Below are 14,635 nucleotides of genomic sequence, written 5' to 3'. Positions count from 1 at the left end.
GCATCCTGTTTATGCCGGATCCAATACGCACCGATAGGACACGCGTCAAATTTGGCGGCTAGATCATACACTACGCCGCTTCATCCGCAATCGCAGTTGGGGGAGATAGCCAACTCACTCCCAGGACTTAACACTCCGGCAACATGGGCCGCGGTCATGGGGCACGTGATTAAAGCCAACGGCGTTCTGCCACACTAAGCGGCCGGCCCCGCCGCTTCGCGCCGGCTTTTTGCAGCCAGCGAATCAGGCCGGTAACGAACAGCAGCGGGCAGGCCAAGCCGGAAATCGACACCAATATTTGCCCGCTCAAACCGAAGGCTTCGCCGCTATGCAAGGGGTGCAGCCAGTTGATCAGCGTGTCCGAAGCGCCGAGATCGGCGGGATTGCTGACCGCCAATATCCGGCCGCTGTATTGGTCGACCCAGACATTGGTTTTCGGGAAGCGCCGGTTAGGCTCGCCGTCTTGGCGCAGATTGATGCGGAAACTACCGCCGGCGTCGTGCGGGGTTTCGATCCAGCACAAGCGGGCGTCGGGAAAAACCGACTGGCCGGCGGCGACCGCTTGATCGAGGCTAATCCGTTGTTGTCCGATCACTGTTGGTGAGGATTGCGGTTTGGGCATCGCTTGCAACGGCGAAAAATAGCCGAACAGCGGATTGGCGTATTGCGGGATTTCCAGGGCAACGCCGCCGCGCGCTGAATGTCGAGCCCGCGGACGCGTCGAACGCGCAGCATCCAATCCCGGCACCTCGAGTTGTTTCAGGTTGTCCAGATTGCCCCACAGGTTTGCGCCGCCGCATAAGCTTCTCGGTGCGAGGTGTCGCTGGCCAGCCAACGCTCGAAACGGGCGCGGGTTTTAGCTTCGCAACGCTCATCCTGCAAAGCAACGAACCAAGCCACGGCTTGGTCGAAACTACGCTGATCGAAGGCCGTCATGATGCGGCGGCATCCTATCTTTCGAAACCACGGTGGCAATGCAGCATGGCCTTGACCAAATGGCGCTGCACGGTTTTTTCGGAAATGCCCAGCTGAGTTGTATCAGGGTGTCCGGCTGCGTGCGCGGGCAAATCAAATCGTCGTTCAGTTGGTCGTGCTTGCTCGTTACCCGTTGGTCGTAGCGAAGAAAATCCAGGGCCAAGCGCTCGGCGATGCGGTATAGATAACCGATCAGATTATCGGCATGCGAAACTTGCTCCTTACGCAACATGCGCAAATAGGCTTCCTGGCTCAAGTCTTGCGCCGTCTCCGGGCAACCAACCCGTTGCAACAAGTAGTTTTGACGATATCGTCACGATGGCTGACGAATAAATCGGCAACCTGATTGCGGTCTAGGGAAACGGAGGACACGGGTGGGTAAAGCTCCTGTGCTTCGGTGCGGCTCAATGAACGATCACCCAATAAAGCAAAAGCCGGTCCAACGAAATTGATCCGACACGGACAAGAATATCGAACATCGACCGGAAATGTTTGTATGGCATATATCAAAGGCATAAAGACTCCCGACTCAAGCTACTGATAACCAAGGCGGCCGAATTTGCGCGAAGCAAGGCAAGAAACTGTCGGAAACAAATAAAACTATGTTATTTATCAATACAATTTAGGCCGGCATATCCCTGAACTCCAGCTTGACCCGCCCTGGCAGAGAACGAGTTTTACAAACTCAGATTGGCCGATTGCAAACTGCCATTGTCCGCCGCGCGGGATTGAGTCCGTCAATACTCGATATCGTTTGCAGACTTTGCGGAATCGCCTGAATGCTGCCGACACTGATTTTGGTACCGGCGCTGATTTTCCGGATACTCAATCCGGCACTCAGACTAGATCTTAAAACTGCTCGTATTTGACGCATTGTCATTCTCTCCATGATCCCAACCTTTGCGCCTCCAGTCCCATCCTCACTGTGGAAATACAGCGCCTCGCCCAGGCTCATTCGTTATTGGACAAGGCTGTTTGTGTTACCGGATGTATTCAACTAGAATGCCTTATTTATAAGGGTGTTACATCGATCAACCTACCTGTATCACAGGCGTATAACGTATTATGGTATCGAAATTGACTTATTCTGGCTCCTCCCAGCCTGACTTGGACTGGAGCCAAATCAGGGAAACGGTTAAATTGCTAGCAGTAACTGTCGCCCAAGTAGAAGGGGGCATGAAAGTGGGCGACGAGGCTGTCGACGTACTGGTAAACTCCTTTACCAGCATGGTCGAGGATCTAAGCTCGATACACGAGATTTTATCCAGCATGGAACAAAGCCCCAAATCCGAGGAAGCATTAAAATATTGCGCAGCCATTCAAAACAGGATTCAAACATCGGTAGTGGCTTTCCAATTTCATGACCGTCTCCAACAATGCCTGCACCACGTATCAGTCGGACTGAGAGGCTTGTCCGATATTATCGAATCGCCGACGCGCCTGTATAACCCTATGGAATGGTATAAGTTCCAAGAGGAAATTCGCGGCCGCTACACCATGGAATCGGAAAAAATCATGTTCGATGCGATTCATCAAGGCAAAAGCATTGATGAGGCAATCGCCTTGGTGGAAGCGGCCAACCAACAAAATAACGAGGACGACGACGAAGTCGAACTTTTCTAATCGGCCGTCTTGCCGAAAACTTACATGAAATCTAAATCTCTATTGCTCGTTATCCCGGTTTTGCTTGTCAATGCCGCTTGCAGTACCTTTCAAGAACCTAAAAAAGCCAAACCAGCCCCGCAAGTGGTAAGACCTAAGACTTCGACGCCGCAACAATCGCAAAATCAGCAGGCTAAGAAACCGTCTCCCCCGGCTCCATCGAAACCGCCGGTCTCGAATGGCACGGCGACTTACGCCATCGATCCGGGAAGACGCGAGTTTAAAATCGAACCCAGTCAACCGACTCTACAGGCTCAACCGCTGGAACAACCCGTCATTACACAACCCCCTATCGAGCAACCCGATACGAATTTCGGGCAGGTGCAGGTACCGCCGCCCCCCCAACCTGCAATTTCAATCGAAGACGCTCAACTCCCCAGCGGCTCTCCGCCCGCGGTTATTGCCTTGTTGACGGACGCGGATCGAAGTCGGGCATCCGGCGATCTCGACGCGGCGGTTTTCGCTACGGAACGCGCTTTGCGCATCGACTCCCGAAACCCGGTACTGACCTATAAACTTGCGCAGCTTAGACTTAAACAAAATCGTCCGCAGCAAGCCGAAGAATTGGCGGGTAAAGCGGCGTTACTCGCCGGAAATAACTCGGATCTGAAACGGAAAAGTTGGCTTTTAATTGCCGAAGCGCGCCGCATTCAACAAAACTATCAAGGCTCTAAAGACGCCAAAGCCAAAGCCGACAGCTTTATCGGCCGTTAAACGCAATAGGGAAAAAACGTGTCCGAATTGACCGAGATATTCGGAGCAGAAGGTGAATTAGCTAAAGTCATCAACGGTTATTCTCCAAGGCGCGCACAAATCGAAATGGCGCAAGCGGTTTACGACGCAATCAGCAAGCGTGAGCATTTAATAGCGGAAGCCGGCACTGGCACAGGCAAGACATTCGCCTATTTGATTCCGGCGATTTTGTCCCGCAAGAAAGTCATTGTCTCTACCGGCACCAAAAATCTTCAAGACCAATTATTCAACAAAGATCTGCCGCTGATCCGCAAGGCCTTGAGCGGAGTTCCGTTTAAAGCCCGCTTGCTAAAGGGGCGGGCCAATTATTTGTGTACCTATCGGCTGGAATTGGCGCTGAATTCGGCTTTCGGTTACGAACAGGCGGAAGCGCACGCCCTGTCGCAAATCAAAATCTGGTCTCAACGCACGCAAACCGGCGACATTTCTGAAATCGCCGACGTACACGACGGCGATAGAGTATGGTTTAACGCCACGTCCACCACCGATAATTGTCTAGGGCAAAATTGTCCGGACTACACCGATTGCTTTGTATTAAAGGCCCGTAAAGAAGCGCAAGAATCGGATGTCGTAGTGGTTAACCACCATTTGTTGTGCGCGGATTGGTCGATTCGGCAAACCGGTTTCGGCGAGTTGCTACCCGATGCGGAAGTCGTCATCATTGATGAAGCACATCAACTGGCCGACACGGCATCCGGCTTTTTAGGCGAAACTGTGAGCGGTAAACAACTCGTCGATTTAGCCGACGATACTTTAGCGGAGTACTTTAGCCACGCCAAGGACATGCCCGACTTACGCTCGGCCTGCGACAATCTGCAATTGGAAGTCAAAAACCTGCGCTTAGCCTTCGGCCTGGAACTGCGACGCGGCGATTGGCAAGACATCGATTCCGATCCGAAATTAATAGACGCGTTAGGTACTTTGCAAAAACAACTGGCCTGCTTGACCGATCAACTGGAACGCGCGTCGGTTCGCAGCAAAGGCTTGGAAGCCTGCTTCGAACGGGCCGAAACCTTGGACGCCCAGTTGGAAACCTTGATAAACGATACGGCCGGCCAATGGATCAAATGGTACGAAACCTTCGGCAAATCATTTACTTTGAGCCGTACCCCGCTGGATATCGCGAAAGAGTTTCGCAGTTTTATGGCAAGACATAGAGCCAGCTGGATTTTCACCTCGGCCACGCTGAGCGTCGCCAATAATTTCAACCACTTCTCCAGAAATCTGGGCTTAAGCAAAACCACCAGCCATAGCTGGGAAAGCCCGTTCGATTATCCCAACCAAGCGTTGTTTTACCATCCGCGCGGCCTCCCCCAACCCAACGATCCGCAGTTCACCGATAAAATCGTAGACTTCGTCTTACCGGTATTGGAGGCCAGTCGCGGACGGGCGTTTTTTTTGTTCACCAGCCATAAGGCCCTGCAACGCGCCGCTCAGCGGCTGGAAGGCAAATTGAGTCATCCTATTTTGATTCAAGGCAGCCGTTCCAAATCGGCTTTACTGGATCAATTCAAGAGCTTAGGCAATGCAGTCCTGCTGGCGACCGCCAGTTTTTGGGAAGGGGTAGACGTACGCGGCGACGCACTCTCTTGCGTGATCATCGACAAGCTGCCTTTTGCCTCTCCGGGCGACCCGGTGCTTAAGGCTAGGATGCAGGCACTGGAGAAACAAGGCCGCAATCCCTTCTTTGAATACCAACTGCCCAATGCGGTCATCATGTTGCGCCAAGGGGTGGGAAGATTGATTCGCGACATTAACGATCGCGGCGTGTTGATGGTGTGCGATCCGAGGTTGCTTAAACGCGCTTACGGGCAAATGTTTTTGGATAGCGTGCCGGCGATGCAGCGTAGCCGGGATTTGGAAGACGTCCGCCGGTTTTTCGCAGTCGAACAGCATACTTCCGAAAGCGCCGAAACACCCCCCGCAACCCGCGCCTAACCTATCGCTTTAACGGCATTTCGCAGTAAATACAAGCACTCGCGGGTTGCAGCCAGATCCAAGGCGCTAAAATCGTCCTGAGTCGTTAACAGTGGATTCGCGCCCATTTGCAGCAATTTCGCAACCATGGCCGCTTTACCGCTGGACGATGAATAAATTAACGCCGTTGCCCCGCTGGGATTTCGATAATCGGGGTCTATCCCCGCATTCAGCAACAGCTCGATACAATCGATTGATTCGGCAAAACAGGCCGCCCACAAGGCGTTATTGCCATAAAGATCCAGAACGGTTAAATCCGCGCCGTTGGCGAGCAGCCATTGCAACACCTCAATTTCCGCTTGCTGGGCAGCCAATATCAGAGGGTATTGTCCGGCGGCATTCGTCGAAGCAATAGATTCCGTTGAAAATCCGTTTCTGCTTAACCATTCCGCGACCTGTTGATTCAAATTCATCGACAAATCTCCCGTTAAACCAACGAACGTCTATGCAACAAGGAAAGCCGGCCTATGCCGGCCGCATTGAGCCGCTCCAACATGATCCGCCGGCCTTGTTCCCCTTTGCCGCGCAGAAAGCGTAACTCCGGCAAGGTCAACAACACCGCAGCAATCAGAGCGACTTTGCCGCCCCCTACTTGCCATTCGGCATCGTCCACCATAGGCACTAGCAAGGCACCGACTCTGCCACGGCCGTCTTTAATATGATCGATGTTAAACTCTAAAGACAACAACTGCCCTTCCAGCAATTTCACTGCCAAGCGCGGATAACTGGCCAAGGTATGGCTGATTTCCGCTACCATCGGAAACATCCAGGTATCGGCCAAAGCCGTCAACGGCGCATCGTCCGCTATGCCGGAATCCGGCGATTCCACGAAAACCTCCAGACCCAAACCGTTTTCGGGCCTGTCCCGCTCCACCCAAGGATCAGACAGGCCGTCGGACACGACGAAACAAGCATCGTCTTTCCTGCCGGCTGCCCACGCCGCGCCCGCCGGCCATTCCGGTCCATCGCTCATCGGCCCCATCAACGAGGTTAAAGCCGCGAGTTCCCGGGTGCCTGCCCAAGTCCGAATTGCCTCGTGACGGGCGCTAGAAGCGAATTGCAAGCGGTCGGCATACGTCAATCCGACGATAAACTCATTCATTATGGGCAGGTTCATGACTCGTGTTGTTTTCCAAACATTGACTGGCGGCTAATCTCACTTCTTCCTCGGGATCGTCCAACAAACTCTGTAGCAAATCCGGGGCAGCGCGTAGCGCGACTTCGTATCGCACGGTCCAATCCGGATCTTTACTGATCAGGGCCAAATCTTCGATTTCCATGCGTTGGGCAACGATTCTGCGGATTTCGACTTCCGCGTCGTGCGCCATCAAACCCAGACTCACGGCCGGAATCCGCGTCGCCACGATGCGCCTGACTTCGCTGTCGGGATCCGCTACCAAGCGGAACAAGCGCCCTTGCGGCAAACGTCGCGCCACATAAACGCGCACCAAGTAATCAGGATCGTCCGCCATCGCTTCCAGTTCTTCTTCCGGTAGACGGTCGGCCACGGTTATCCGTACTTCCCTATCCGAGTCGTTACGCAGCTGTATCAGCAAGTCGAAAGGTACCCGATACGCCAACACCCGCCGCACCGCCTCATCCGGATCTTTCAACAAAGGCGGCAGCAAATTGGTCGGCAAATATCTGGCGGCAATTGCCCTGCGTTCCCAAAAGCCGTCTTGAGCATAATCCGGTGCGAATTGCGGATTGGCTTTGAAAAAACGGTCGATTTGCCTGCCGCTATTGGCGGCCACACAGCAATCGCCCGGTTTGCAAGCGCCTTGCGACAGCAAATTCGCCCTAAACCGGCATGCGCCGCAATCCGCCAACGGCGTTAAATCGGTTTCTAAATCGGCGGCCGGCATAGTCATGCTGCCTTAGCCGCCGCAGGCAACAATTGCGGGGTAACTTGCGCCAACCAAGTTTGTACCCGCTGATCGGTCATATGCGGTTGACCGCGCTGATCCAACACCAAGCCGACAAATTGGCCGTCGATGATGGAATCCGAATGCTCGAATTGATACCCTTCGGTGCTCCAACGCCCGACGATGGTTGCACCGTAACCGTAAAATACCCGATACAGCTGAATCAGCGAACTGGCGAAGCGAGAAGCATAACGTTCTTGATGTCCTAAACCGAACAGCGCCACGCGCTTGCCGCTTAAATCCACATCATCCAGATACGGCACGAATTCCGCCCAATTGGGCTCTTGGCAACCTACGGCCAAACCCGGCATGTCGCCCACTCCGTAACTAGGCGTACCCAGGATCAACGCGTCGTAAGCCAATAGCTCGTTCGGCCGGGTACGGTTTATGTTTTTAGGCTTGTCGGCCAATTCGTCGCCTAATACGCTGTATATTTTTTTTGCTACCAATCGGGTGCTACCGGTATCGGTGCCAAAAAAAATGCCGATTTTGCTCATAAATCACCTGTGAGAAATAACCTACCGTTACTTGCTCTTCAAGCAATATCCAAACCAAAATCGAAGCGAATGTTTTTTGTTTTTTCTCGTTACAATTCAAGCAATTAATTTTGAGCCAAGCGATATCCCCCCCATTCGCTTGCTCAATTGACGACAATTGTCGGCGTTATGGCCTGTTTCTGACAGCAGCAGCGGCTTTTTCTAGCTTTAAGACTTATTCAGTGCCAAGTACGGTTACTCACCCGGTAGAGCGGGGGACGAGGCAAACCGCCCTCATCTTGTCAAACGCTGAATAGTTACTGGAAATCTAGCTTGTGCAGGGTTTAACCTAGAAGTGTGATCAGCTTACGTTCGGGGCCAAGGTTCGCCGACAATCGATACTGATTCTGCGCGGCGAGGAACTAAGTTCCAATGCGGTTAACTGCCCCCCCCATAGACAACCGGTATCGATGCCGTAGACATTGTGACCATGGTAGAAACCAAGCGTGGACCAATGTCCGAAAATGATCCGCATAGACGCGCTTCGCCGTCCGGGTACCGAAAACCAGGGCAGCAAATGAGCCGGCTGACTGCCGACCGGGCCTTTGAAATGAAAGTCGAGCTCACCGGACGCGGAGCAATAGCGTAAACGGGTCAAACAGTTAATGGTGAAGCGAATTTTTTCCATGTCCGACAATCCCTCTTGCCACAACCTTGGCTCGTCGCCGTACATCGACTTCAACACCGTAGCATAATCGTCGCTTTGTATCGCTTGTTCGGCAAATAGCGCCATCGCCTTCACCGCGGTCAAATCCCATTGCGGCGGCAAACCGGCGTGCAACATGCAATAGCTGGCATCGCCATGAAACAAGGACCGATGCCTGAGCCAATGCAACAACTCGTCTCTATCGGGTGCAGCCAGAATCGGCTCCAACGTATCCTTGCGCCCTAGGCTACGCGCCGCAGTGACGGTGGCCAATAAGTGCAAATCGTGATTGCCAAGCACGGTAACTGCGGATTCGCCCAGGCTTTTTACAAACCGCAAGGTTTCTAACGACTTAGGCCCGCGATTGACCAGATCGCCTGCTAACCATAGGGTGTCTGACGCGGGCTCGAAACCGATGGCATCCAATAGGCGCCGAAATTCGTCGTAACACCCCTGGATGTCACCGATTGCGTATATCGCCATCAGTGCAAAGTACGCGGAATGGACAGGGTAAACTTAGGAATATTCGCGCTGAAACTTTCGCCGGTATCCGCTTGCATTTGATATTTTCCCTGCATTACGCCGACCGGAGTTTCAATCATTGCTGCGCTGGTATAACGGAAGGAATCGCCCGGATTCAAATAAGGATGCTCGCCAACCACGCCTTCGCCATTGACCTCCTGCACTTTTCCGTTCGCATCGGTAATCAGCCAGTGCCGGGTCAACAAACGTGCAGGTACCGAACCTACATTGGTAATCGTCACGGTATAGGCAAACACAAAACGGTTTTGCTCGGGCGACGACTGAGATTCAATATATTGCGGCCTAGCCTCAACTAAAACTTTGTTTTTCTCGCTCATTGATAGAAGATGTGTCGCATAAATGATTCCTTATTTCACCCCAACTATTACGCAAACGCAAGCTAATCGATGATTACCCGTACCCTGTTGCGCTACTGGTTGCTGGCCTTTTCTATCGCGGTACCGGCTGCGGACGGCCGGGATCTTTTTGCCGCCTCTGCGAGCGGAAATCTGGAACGCGTTCGCTCTTTACTGGCCGACGGCATAGACGTCAACAGCAAGATTGACCAAGACCGCACGCCGTTGATGGTTGCAAGCTACAACGGCAACATGCGGATTGTAAAACTACTGCTAAGTTACGGAGCAAACGCCAATTTAGCCGATAAATCAGGATCGACGGCGCTAAGCGACGCAATCCTGAACGGCAACGCGGATATAATCAAGCTATTGATCTTGTCCGGTGCAGACTTAAACGCTAAGGATAGCCGCGGAGAAACCGTTTTAGACAAAGCCAAGAAAACCGGTCGCGAATCTATCGTGAAATTATTAGAGGACGCCGGCGCCAAGCCCGCGCCCGCTCCGGAGCAACAACCGACAGATCAACAACCTACGGCAGAAGCCCCAGCCAATCCAGAAGCCACTCCGGAACCAGCCAAACCATGACAGCCAACGATCAATCCCGTTTACATATTCACATCATCGGCATATGCGGCACATTCATGGGAGGACTGGCCTTGATTGCCCGCGAACTAGGCTATCAAGTCAGCGGTTCGGACCAAAACGTTTACCCGCCTATGAGCACTCAATTGGAACAACAGGGCATAGCGTTAATGCGCGGTTATCGTGCGGAGAATTTGGATGGCGCCCCGGACATCGTGGTAATCGGCAATGCCCTTTCTCGCGGCAATCCGGAAGTCGAGGCCGTATTGAATCGCGACCTGAACTATCTATCCGGGCCGCAATGGTTGGCCGAACACGTGTTACGGCATAAATGGGTGCTAGCGGTAGCCGGCACTCACGGCAAAACCACCACCACCAGCATGCTCAGCTGGATACTGGAATACAACGGGCTAAAACCCGGCTTTTTAGTCGGCGGAATTCCGGTGAATTTCGGAGTGTCCGCACGCTTGGGGGAATCCGATTTTTTTGTCATCGAAGCCGACGAATATGACTGTGCTTTTTTCGACAAACGCTCCAAATTCGTGCATTACCGCCCGCGCACGGCCGTATTGAATAACCTGGAATACGACCACGCCGATATCTTCGAAGATCTGGATGCAATCAAAAAGCAATTCCACCATTTAATCCGTACCATTCCCGGCTCGGGCTTGATCGTCGCGCCCGCTGCCGAGCAGCACATCAGCGACGTACTGTCGATGGGTTGCTGGACACCGGTCACTCGCACGGCAATCGGCAGCGAGAGCGAATGGCAAGCGGACTTATTGCGTTCCGACGGCAGCGCTTTTACGGTTTGCTTTCAGGGCAAACAGCAGGGCGAGGTGTCGTGGAATTTGACCGGATTGCATAACGTTAGCAATGCGTTATCGGCCATAGCCGCGGCCCGCCACGTCGGAATCGCCCCATCCGACGCCGTACCGGCACTTGCGCAATTCAAAAATGTGAAACGCCGAATGGAAGTCATAATCCGCAAAAACGGCGTCACCGTATACGACGACTTCGCCCATCACCCCACCGCCATCAAAACAACTCTGGACGGACTGCGGAAACAAGTCGGTTCCGAGAAAATAGTCGCGATCGTCGAGCCGCGTTCCAATACAATGCGCTTAGGCATACACACGCAATCTTTAGCCGAATCGTTAACGGCAGCCGATACGGCCATCGTATTCCAGCCGGACAACTTAGGCTGGGATTTAAGCTGCCTTAAGCAATATAACGACAAGATTATCTTTCATAACACGCTGGATGACATCATCGCTGTGGTGAAAGCCGAAACCAATAAACCATGCCATGTACTGTTGATGAGCAACGGTAGCTTCGGCGGCATTTACCGGCGCTTACAACAAGAACTTTGATCAGCCTCTCTCGTCGCGCCCGGAACCCAGGCAAAAAAAAACGGCCTTTAGGGGCCGTTTGAGGAAGAGGGTAAAGCAACTCAGCTGCGCAAAACAATACTAGAGTTGCGCGCAGTCTAATGCTAATTTTCGAATTTGTGAATGTGACCGATTGTCACAGGCGACAAACTGTCGCACAAATACAACACACTATTAACGCGGCAATCATCATGTTAAAACCTTGTGGCTTTAAACCCTTTAACAGGTCAACTAATTGCCGCCTTTAAAGCTAATCTGCAGTGCGTGTAGCGCATTCTGACAGTCTTCGGTATCTTTAAGATTCGGATCGTCATAGCATTGTTGGTTCTTGGTCTTCGCGTCCTTGATATTTGCGACATACCAAGCGACGGATTTATTGGGTTCGATTTGTTGCGCCTCTTCCTCGGCACTAGTCACTTTAAATGCGGTTAACACGAGCACCAACGATGTGATCAACAAAATAGCGGTATTTTTTTTCATGCCTAATCTCCCTATAGTTTGAATAACTAGACTCGCCACACAATTGGCAAGCAGGCCAAAGTCTAGTAAAAAACATCCGCGCCGAAAATGTGGCTAATTGCCGCGCGACAAATTGTCAATTCACTGCAAATCACAATGACGCCGCAAAACAACTAACGCCCGGATTTAGCGCCGTGCAACCGCATCAAAAGCACCGCTTCATCGCGGGTTAATCCACACTCTTTCACCAATTCGTCTAAACTTATTCCCCGGCGAATCTTCTGAATCACACCATCATAACTTTGTTGCGTAGATGCCGTAGGCACCTCGGCAAACTTTTCCATGTCGGCCTGACCCTGATCCTGCACAAACTCCCAAACCTGATCCAAACGCGCATCATTAGCCGCCAAGCGTTTATCGACCATTACGGCCGCAGAGCAGATGCCGGCCAAATCCTCATGGGTTTGTTGCAAGCCGGCTTCCAAACTCCTAATCCGCCGGCCGAGCTTTTTAGTCTCACGCCAAAACCCGATTAAGCCAAGCAATAGTAAAGCAACCAACACTATTAATGAATAAAGCAAATAGTCCACGCTCATACGAACTGATCGATATGCTGAGTCTGCGGTAATTCCTGATCCGCACCCTTAGGGTCTTGCGGCGCGGATCGCAGCCGGGGCTGTGGTTTACGTTTGCGTTGCGGCTGAGGACCGGCTTTTTCCACCACTTGCAGCGGCAAACTCGGTCCTAAGGGCGGGATTTCAGGCATACCGATTTTTCCCGGTTAACGGAGTCAGAACATGTCCAATTCGGCTTTTTCATCTTCGCTAAGAAATTTATTGAGATCGACCAAGATCAATAACTTGTTATCGCGACTCGTCACCCCCTGAATGTATTTGGAACTTTCTTCGTTGCCGACGTTAGGGGCTGTCTCAATTTCGGAAGCCCGCATTTCCACTACTTCCGCGACGCTGTCGACTAGTATGCCGATAATATGCTTATCGGTCTCGATAATGACCACTCTTGAGGCATCATCCGGCTCCTTCGAGGGTAAGCCGAAACGGTTTCGAGTATCGATCACCGTCACGACATTACCCCTAAGATTAATAATACCAAGCACATAAGACGGAGCGCCTGGCACCGGAGCAATCTCGGTGATTCTTAGAACCTCTTGCACCTGCATCACATTGATACCGTACTTTTCATCCCCTAAACAAAACGTCACCCACTGCATGATCGGGTCAGTTTGTTTTCTATCTTCACTCATAATTATGCATCCACTTAAATTAAAATCATTTTCTGCGCTGCGGAACCAAAGCCTGTAAATCGATGATCGCCGTCAATTCCTCGATCACGGTACCGATCAGCCAAGGCTTTTTTTGTCGACTCGTTCGCCATCGTACTTTATCCGGCCTTACCCTTCCTATAGATAAAACTTCGTCGCACGCCAAGCCCCAGCGTTTATCTTGAGTAATCAAAATACTTTTGAACGGATTCTTTTCCAGATCGCGTTGACTGCCGCGTAATTTCCCGAAAATGAGTTGTCCCATGTCCAACACGCCGATTCGGCTGTCTTGCTCGTCTAATAACCCCATGAACCAAGAGGGTTGACCGGGAATTTGGCCGGGTTTTTTATCTATCTTGATGGTTCTGGCCAATTCCGTTAACGGGGTAGCCAATATCAAATTGTCGACTTTAAAAAACAACGCTTGAAACTCGTGCTGCGCCCAATAAGGCATTACCGATAAGGGATGCAACTTAGCCGGCGCCTGATATGCAACCAGATTAGACGGCAAAATATGGGCAGCAGGCTTATCGTCAAGCGCCTCTCGCGTTACTTGCGGCGGCAATTCAATTGTTTGAGTGATAACTTTAGCGGTCTGCCTCTTCGGCGTTTCCGCCCCCTGCTGTGCAATCTGCCGCTCGTTTAACGGCTGGCGGCCTATCTCGGCGTCGCCATCCGGAATTTCTTCCAATAAAGTCGTTAAATAGGCATCTAATGCCAATTGTTGCTGAACGATGTGCTGAGGCGGCTTTGAGCGAGTCATAATCTATTCGCCACGAGTTTGTCTTCGCCTTTTTCCAACAACAATTGCTCCAATAATTCGGAATAGGCTTCTACGGCCTTGGCACTTTTATCGAACAGAGACAAAGGCACCCCCACTCTACTGGCTTCTCGTACCTTGGTATCTACCGGGATTACCGAACTCCAGACATTGTCGGGATATTGTTGATGCAACCCTATCAAGCTGTCTCTTGCCGCTCTGGTTCGTTTATCGTACATCGTCGGAACGATGGTGAATTTAGGCGGCGTTTTTCGAGAATGAAAAACCATATTGATGGTATGGACCATTCTATCCAGCCCTTTCAAGGCCAAAAATTCGGCTAATACCGGAATGATTAAATGATCGCAGGCGGCGAGCGCGTTGATCATTAGCACACCGAGCATGGGGGGGCTATCAATGATCGCATAATCGTAACGGTCTTTGAGCTTGCCGAGAGCCGTTGCAACCACTAATCCCATTCCACCCATTTGAGCGACTTGCCTGTCCAGAGTAGCAATTGCGGTCGATGCGGGTAAAACCGACAATCCGTCGAATTCGGTAGACGCCAAATAGACTTCGGGATTAACGTTTTTCTTTTTTTCGCTCGCGTCGCGAAATAAGTTGTAAACGCCTTGTTCGACTTCATCGGGATTCATTTTGAAATAACTGGTCAGAGAGCCGTGCGGGTCTAAATCAACCAATAGGGTCCGAAAGCCCCATCCGGACAACAAACCACCTAAAGTAACCACTGTAGTGGTTTTTCCTACCCCGCCTTTCTGATTGGAAACTGACCAAATTTTCATAATGAC

At 51.8% G+C, this 14,635-nt stretch carries 20 protein-coding genes; 5 read left to right on the top strand and 15 right to left on the bottom strand.

Annotation, left to right across the window (positions count from 1 at the left end; all coding sequences use genetic code 11):
- Window positions 1-169: 169 nt before the first annotated feature.
- Genes F1E05_RS03770 through F1E05_RS20510 form a run of 3 tightly spaced genes read right to left on the bottom strand, consistent with a single transcriptional unit; the run spans window position 170 to window position 1,270 of the window.
- On the bottom strand, window positions 170-739 hold the full coding sequence (locus tag F1E05_RS03770; protein ID WP_232056768.1) for a PepSY-associated TM helix domain-containing protein: 570 nt from the start codon (window positions 737-739) through the stop codon (window positions 170-172).
- 20 nt (window positions 740-759) lie between these two features.
- A complete protein-coding gene (locus F1E05_RS03765; protein WP_150046869.1) occupies window positions 760-936 on the bottom strand; it encodes a FecR/PupR family sigma factor regulator in 177 nt (58 codons plus the stop codon).
- Window positions 914-1,270 (bottom strand): RNA polymerase sigma factor, encoded by a 357-nt coding sequence (locus F1E05_RS20510; protein WP_232056767.1) that lies wholly within the window; start codon window positions 1,268-1,270, stop codon window positions 914-916. Before F1E05_RS20510 ends, F1E05_RS03765 begins: the two co-directional genes overlap by 23 nt.
- Before the next feature lie 845 nt (window positions 1,271-2,115).
- Between F1E05_RS20510 and F1E05_RS03750 the strand changes: the two genes are divergently transcribed.
- Genes F1E05_RS03750 through F1E05_RS03740 form a run of 3 tightly spaced genes read left to right on the top strand, consistent with a single transcriptional unit; the run spans window position 2,116 to window position 5,328 of the window.
- Entirely contained in the window at window positions 2,116-2,598 is a 483-nt protein-coding gene (locus F1E05_RS03750; protein ID WP_332095529.1) for a hypothetical protein, read from the top strand.
- A gap of 24 nt (window positions 2,599-2,622) precedes the next feature.
- Window positions 2,623-3,351, top strand: coding sequence for a tetratricopeptide repeat protein (locus tag F1E05_RS03745; RefSeq protein WP_150046863.1), 729 nt, complete (start codon window positions 2,623-2,625; stop codon window positions 3,349-3,351).
- 18 nt (window positions 3,352-3,369) lie between these two features.
- Window positions 3,370-5,328 carry an ATP-dependent DNA helicase gene (locus F1E05_RS03740; protein ID WP_150046862.1) on the top strand — a complete coding sequence of 653 codons (1,959 nt, stop codon included), beginning with the start codon at window positions 3,370-3,372 and terminating at the stop codon, window positions 5,326-5,328.
- Here F1E05_RS03740 and F1E05_RS03735 read toward each other — a convergent pair.
- From F1E05_RS03735 to apaG, 6 genes are all read right to left on the bottom strand, one after another.
- A complete protein-coding gene (locus F1E05_RS03735) occupies window positions 5,325-5,780 on the bottom strand; it encodes an ankyrin repeat domain-containing protein (protein WP_150046860.1) in 456 nt (151 codons plus the stop codon). The two genes, F1E05_RS03740 and F1E05_RS03735, sit on opposite strands and share 4 nt — an antisense overlap.
- 14 nt (window positions 5,781-5,794) lie before the next feature.
- Window positions 5,795-6,484: a hypothetical protein gene (locus F1E05_RS03730; protein WP_232056766.1), complete on the bottom strand. Its 690-nt coding sequence runs from the start codon at window positions 6,482-6,484 to the stop codon at window positions 5,795-5,797.
- Window positions 6,462-7,238, bottom strand: coding sequence for a 4Fe4S-binding leucine-rich repeat protein (locus F1E05_RS03725; protein WP_408631325.1), 777 nt, complete (start codon window positions 7,236-7,238; stop codon window positions 6,462-6,464). Before F1E05_RS03725 ends, F1E05_RS03730 begins: the two co-directional genes overlap by 23 nt.
- Entirely contained in the window at window positions 7,235-7,789 is a 555-nt protein-coding gene (locus F1E05_RS03720) for a flavodoxin (protein ID WP_150046858.1), read from the bottom strand. Before F1E05_RS03720 ends, F1E05_RS03725 begins: the two co-directional genes overlap by 4 nt.
- A gap of 340 nt (window positions 7,790-8,129) precedes the next feature.
- Window positions 8,130-8,957, bottom strand: a complete 828-nt coding sequence (locus tag F1E05_RS03715; protein ID WP_150046856.1) for a symmetrical bis(5'-nucleosyl)-tetraphosphatase — start codon at window positions 8,955-8,957, stop codon at window positions 8,130-8,132.
- The gene (apaG, locus tag F1E05_RS03710) at window positions 8,957-9,334 is read right to left on the bottom strand and encodes a Co2+/Mg2+ efflux protein ApaG (RefSeq protein WP_150046854.1); all 378 of its coding nucleotides are present in this window, start codon (window positions 9,332-9,334) and stop codon (window positions 8,957-8,959) included. The genes F1E05_RS03715 and apaG overlap by 1 nt, the downstream gene beginning before the upstream one ends.
- Window positions 9,335-9,403: 69 nt before the next feature.
- Between apaG and F1E05_RS03705 the strand changes: the two genes are divergently transcribed.
- The gene (locus F1E05_RS03705; RefSeq protein ID WP_150046852.1) at window positions 9,404-9,937 is read left to right on the top strand and encodes an ankyrin repeat domain-containing protein; all 534 of its coding nucleotides are present in this window, start codon (window positions 9,404-9,406) and stop codon (window positions 9,935-9,937) included.
- Window positions 9,934-11,307 carry a UDP-N-acetylmuramate:L-alanyl-gamma-D-glutamyl-meso-diaminopimelate ligase gene (gene mpl, locus F1E05_RS03700; RefSeq protein WP_150046850.1) on the top strand — a complete coding sequence of 458 codons (1,374 nt, stop codon included), beginning with the start codon at window positions 9,934-9,936 and terminating at the stop codon, window positions 11,305-11,307. The genes F1E05_RS03705 and mpl overlap by 4 nt, the downstream gene beginning before the upstream one ends.
- A gap of 249 nt (window positions 11,308-11,556) precedes the next feature.
- Here mpl and F1E05_RS03695 read toward each other — a convergent pair whose 3' ends face one another.
- From F1E05_RS03695 to F1E05_RS03675, 6 genes are all read right to left on the bottom strand, one after another.
- Complete coding sequence (locus F1E05_RS03695) at window positions 11,557-11,805, bottom strand: EexN family lipoprotein (RefSeq protein WP_150046848.1); 249 nt, start codon at window positions 11,803-11,805, stop codon at window positions 11,557-11,559.
- A gap of 152 nt (window positions 11,806-11,957) precedes the next feature.
- Window positions 11,958-12,269, bottom strand: a complete 312-nt coding sequence (locus F1E05_RS03690) for a DUF2802 domain-containing protein (RefSeq protein WP_232056765.1) — start codon at window positions 12,267-12,269, stop codon at window positions 11,958-11,960.
- A 107-nt stretch (window positions 12,270-12,376) separates the two neighbouring features.
- Window positions 12,377-12,550: a hypothetical protein gene (locus F1E05_RS20185; protein WP_190303237.1), complete on the bottom strand. Its 174-nt coding sequence runs from the start codon at window positions 12,548-12,550 to the stop codon at window positions 12,377-12,379.
- A gap of 24 nt (window positions 12,551-12,574) precedes the next feature.
- Window positions 12,575-13,048: a chemotaxis protein CheW gene (locus F1E05_RS03685; protein WP_150046845.1), complete on the bottom strand. Its 474-nt coding sequence runs from the start codon at window positions 13,046-13,048 to the stop codon at window positions 12,575-12,577.
- 25 nt (window positions 13,049-13,073) lie between these two features.
- Window positions 13,074-13,829 (bottom strand): chemotaxis protein CheW, encoded by a 756-nt coding sequence (locus F1E05_RS03680; protein ID WP_150046842.1) that lies wholly within the window; start codon window positions 13,827-13,829, stop codon window positions 13,074-13,076.
- Window positions 13,826-14,629 (bottom strand): ParA family protein, encoded by an 804-nt coding sequence (locus F1E05_RS03675; RefSeq protein ID WP_150046840.1) that lies wholly within the window; start codon window positions 14,627-14,629, stop codon window positions 13,826-13,828. The genes F1E05_RS03680 and F1E05_RS03675 overlap by 4 nt, the downstream gene beginning before the upstream one ends.
- Window positions 14,630-14,635: the final 6 nt, after the last annotated feature.

The organism is Methylomonas rhizoryzae (genome assembly GCF_008632455.1).
Lineage (GTDB): Bacteria > Pseudomonadota > Gammaproteobacteria > Methylococcales > Methylomonadaceae > Methylomonas > Methylomonas rhizoryzae.
Note: the sequence above shows the minus strand (reverse complement) of the source record. Positions and strands in the feature narration are given on the sequence as shown.

Excerpts from the sequence above, each read along its gene's own strand:
- F1E05_RS03765 (WP_150046869.1), bottom strand. The coding sequence starts at position 936 with ATGACGGCCTTCGATCAGCGTAGTTTCGACCAAGCCGTGGCTTGGTTC.
- F1E05_RS03745 (WP_150046863.1), top strand. The coding sequence starts at position 2,623 with ATGAAATCTAAATCTCTATTGCTCGTTATCCCGGTTTTGCTTGTCAAT.
- F1E05_RS03735 (WP_150046860.1), bottom strand. The coding sequence starts at position 5,780 with ATGAATTTGAATCAACAGGTCGCGGAATGGTTAAGCAGAAACGGATTT.
- F1E05_RS03730 (WP_232056766.1), bottom strand. The coding sequence starts at position 6,484 with ATGAACCTGCCCATAATGAATGAGTTTATCGTCGGATTGACGTATGCC.
- F1E05_RS03725 (WP_408631325.1), bottom strand. The coding sequence starts at position 7,238 with ATGACTATGCCGGCCGCCGATTTAGAAACCGATTTAACGCCGTTGGCG.
- F1E05_RS03720 (WP_150046858.1), bottom strand. The coding sequence starts at position 7,789 with ATGAGCAAAATCGGCATTTTTTTTGGCACCGATACCGGTAGCACCCGA.
- F1E05_RS03715 (WP_150046856.1), bottom strand. The coding sequence starts at position 8,957 with ATGGCGATATACGCAATCGGTGACATCCAGGGGTGTTACGACGAATTT.
- apaG (WP_150046854.1), bottom strand. The coding sequence starts at position 9,334 with ATGAGCGAGAAAAACAAAGTTTTAGTTGAGGCTAGGCCGCAATATATT.
- F1E05_RS03705 (WP_150046852.1), top strand. The coding sequence starts at position 9,404 with ATGATTACCCGTACCCTGTTGCGCTACTGGTTGCTGGCCTTTTCTATC.
- mpl (WP_150046850.1), top strand. The coding sequence starts at position 9,934 with ATGACAGCCAACGATCAATCCCGTTTACATATTCACATCATCGGCATA.
- F1E05_RS03695 (WP_150046848.1), bottom strand. The coding sequence starts at position 11,805 with ATGAAAAAAAATACCGCTATTTTGTTGATCACATCGTTGGTGCTCGTG.
- F1E05_RS20185 (WP_190303237.1), bottom strand. The coding sequence starts at position 12,550 with ATGCCTGAAATCCCGCCCTTAGGACCGAGTTTGCCGCTGCAAGTGGTG.
- F1E05_RS03685 (WP_150046845.1), bottom strand. The coding sequence starts at position 13,048 with ATGAGTGAAGATAGAAAACAAACTGACCCGATCATGCAGTGGGTGACG.
- F1E05_RS03680 (WP_150046842.1), bottom strand. The coding sequence starts at position 13,829 with ATGACTCGCTCAAAGCCGCCTCAGCACATCGTTCAGCAACAATTGGCA.
- F1E05_RS03675 (WP_150046840.1), bottom strand. The coding sequence starts at position 14,629 with ATGAAAATTTGGTCAGTTTCCAATCAGAAAGGCGGGGTAGGAAAAACC.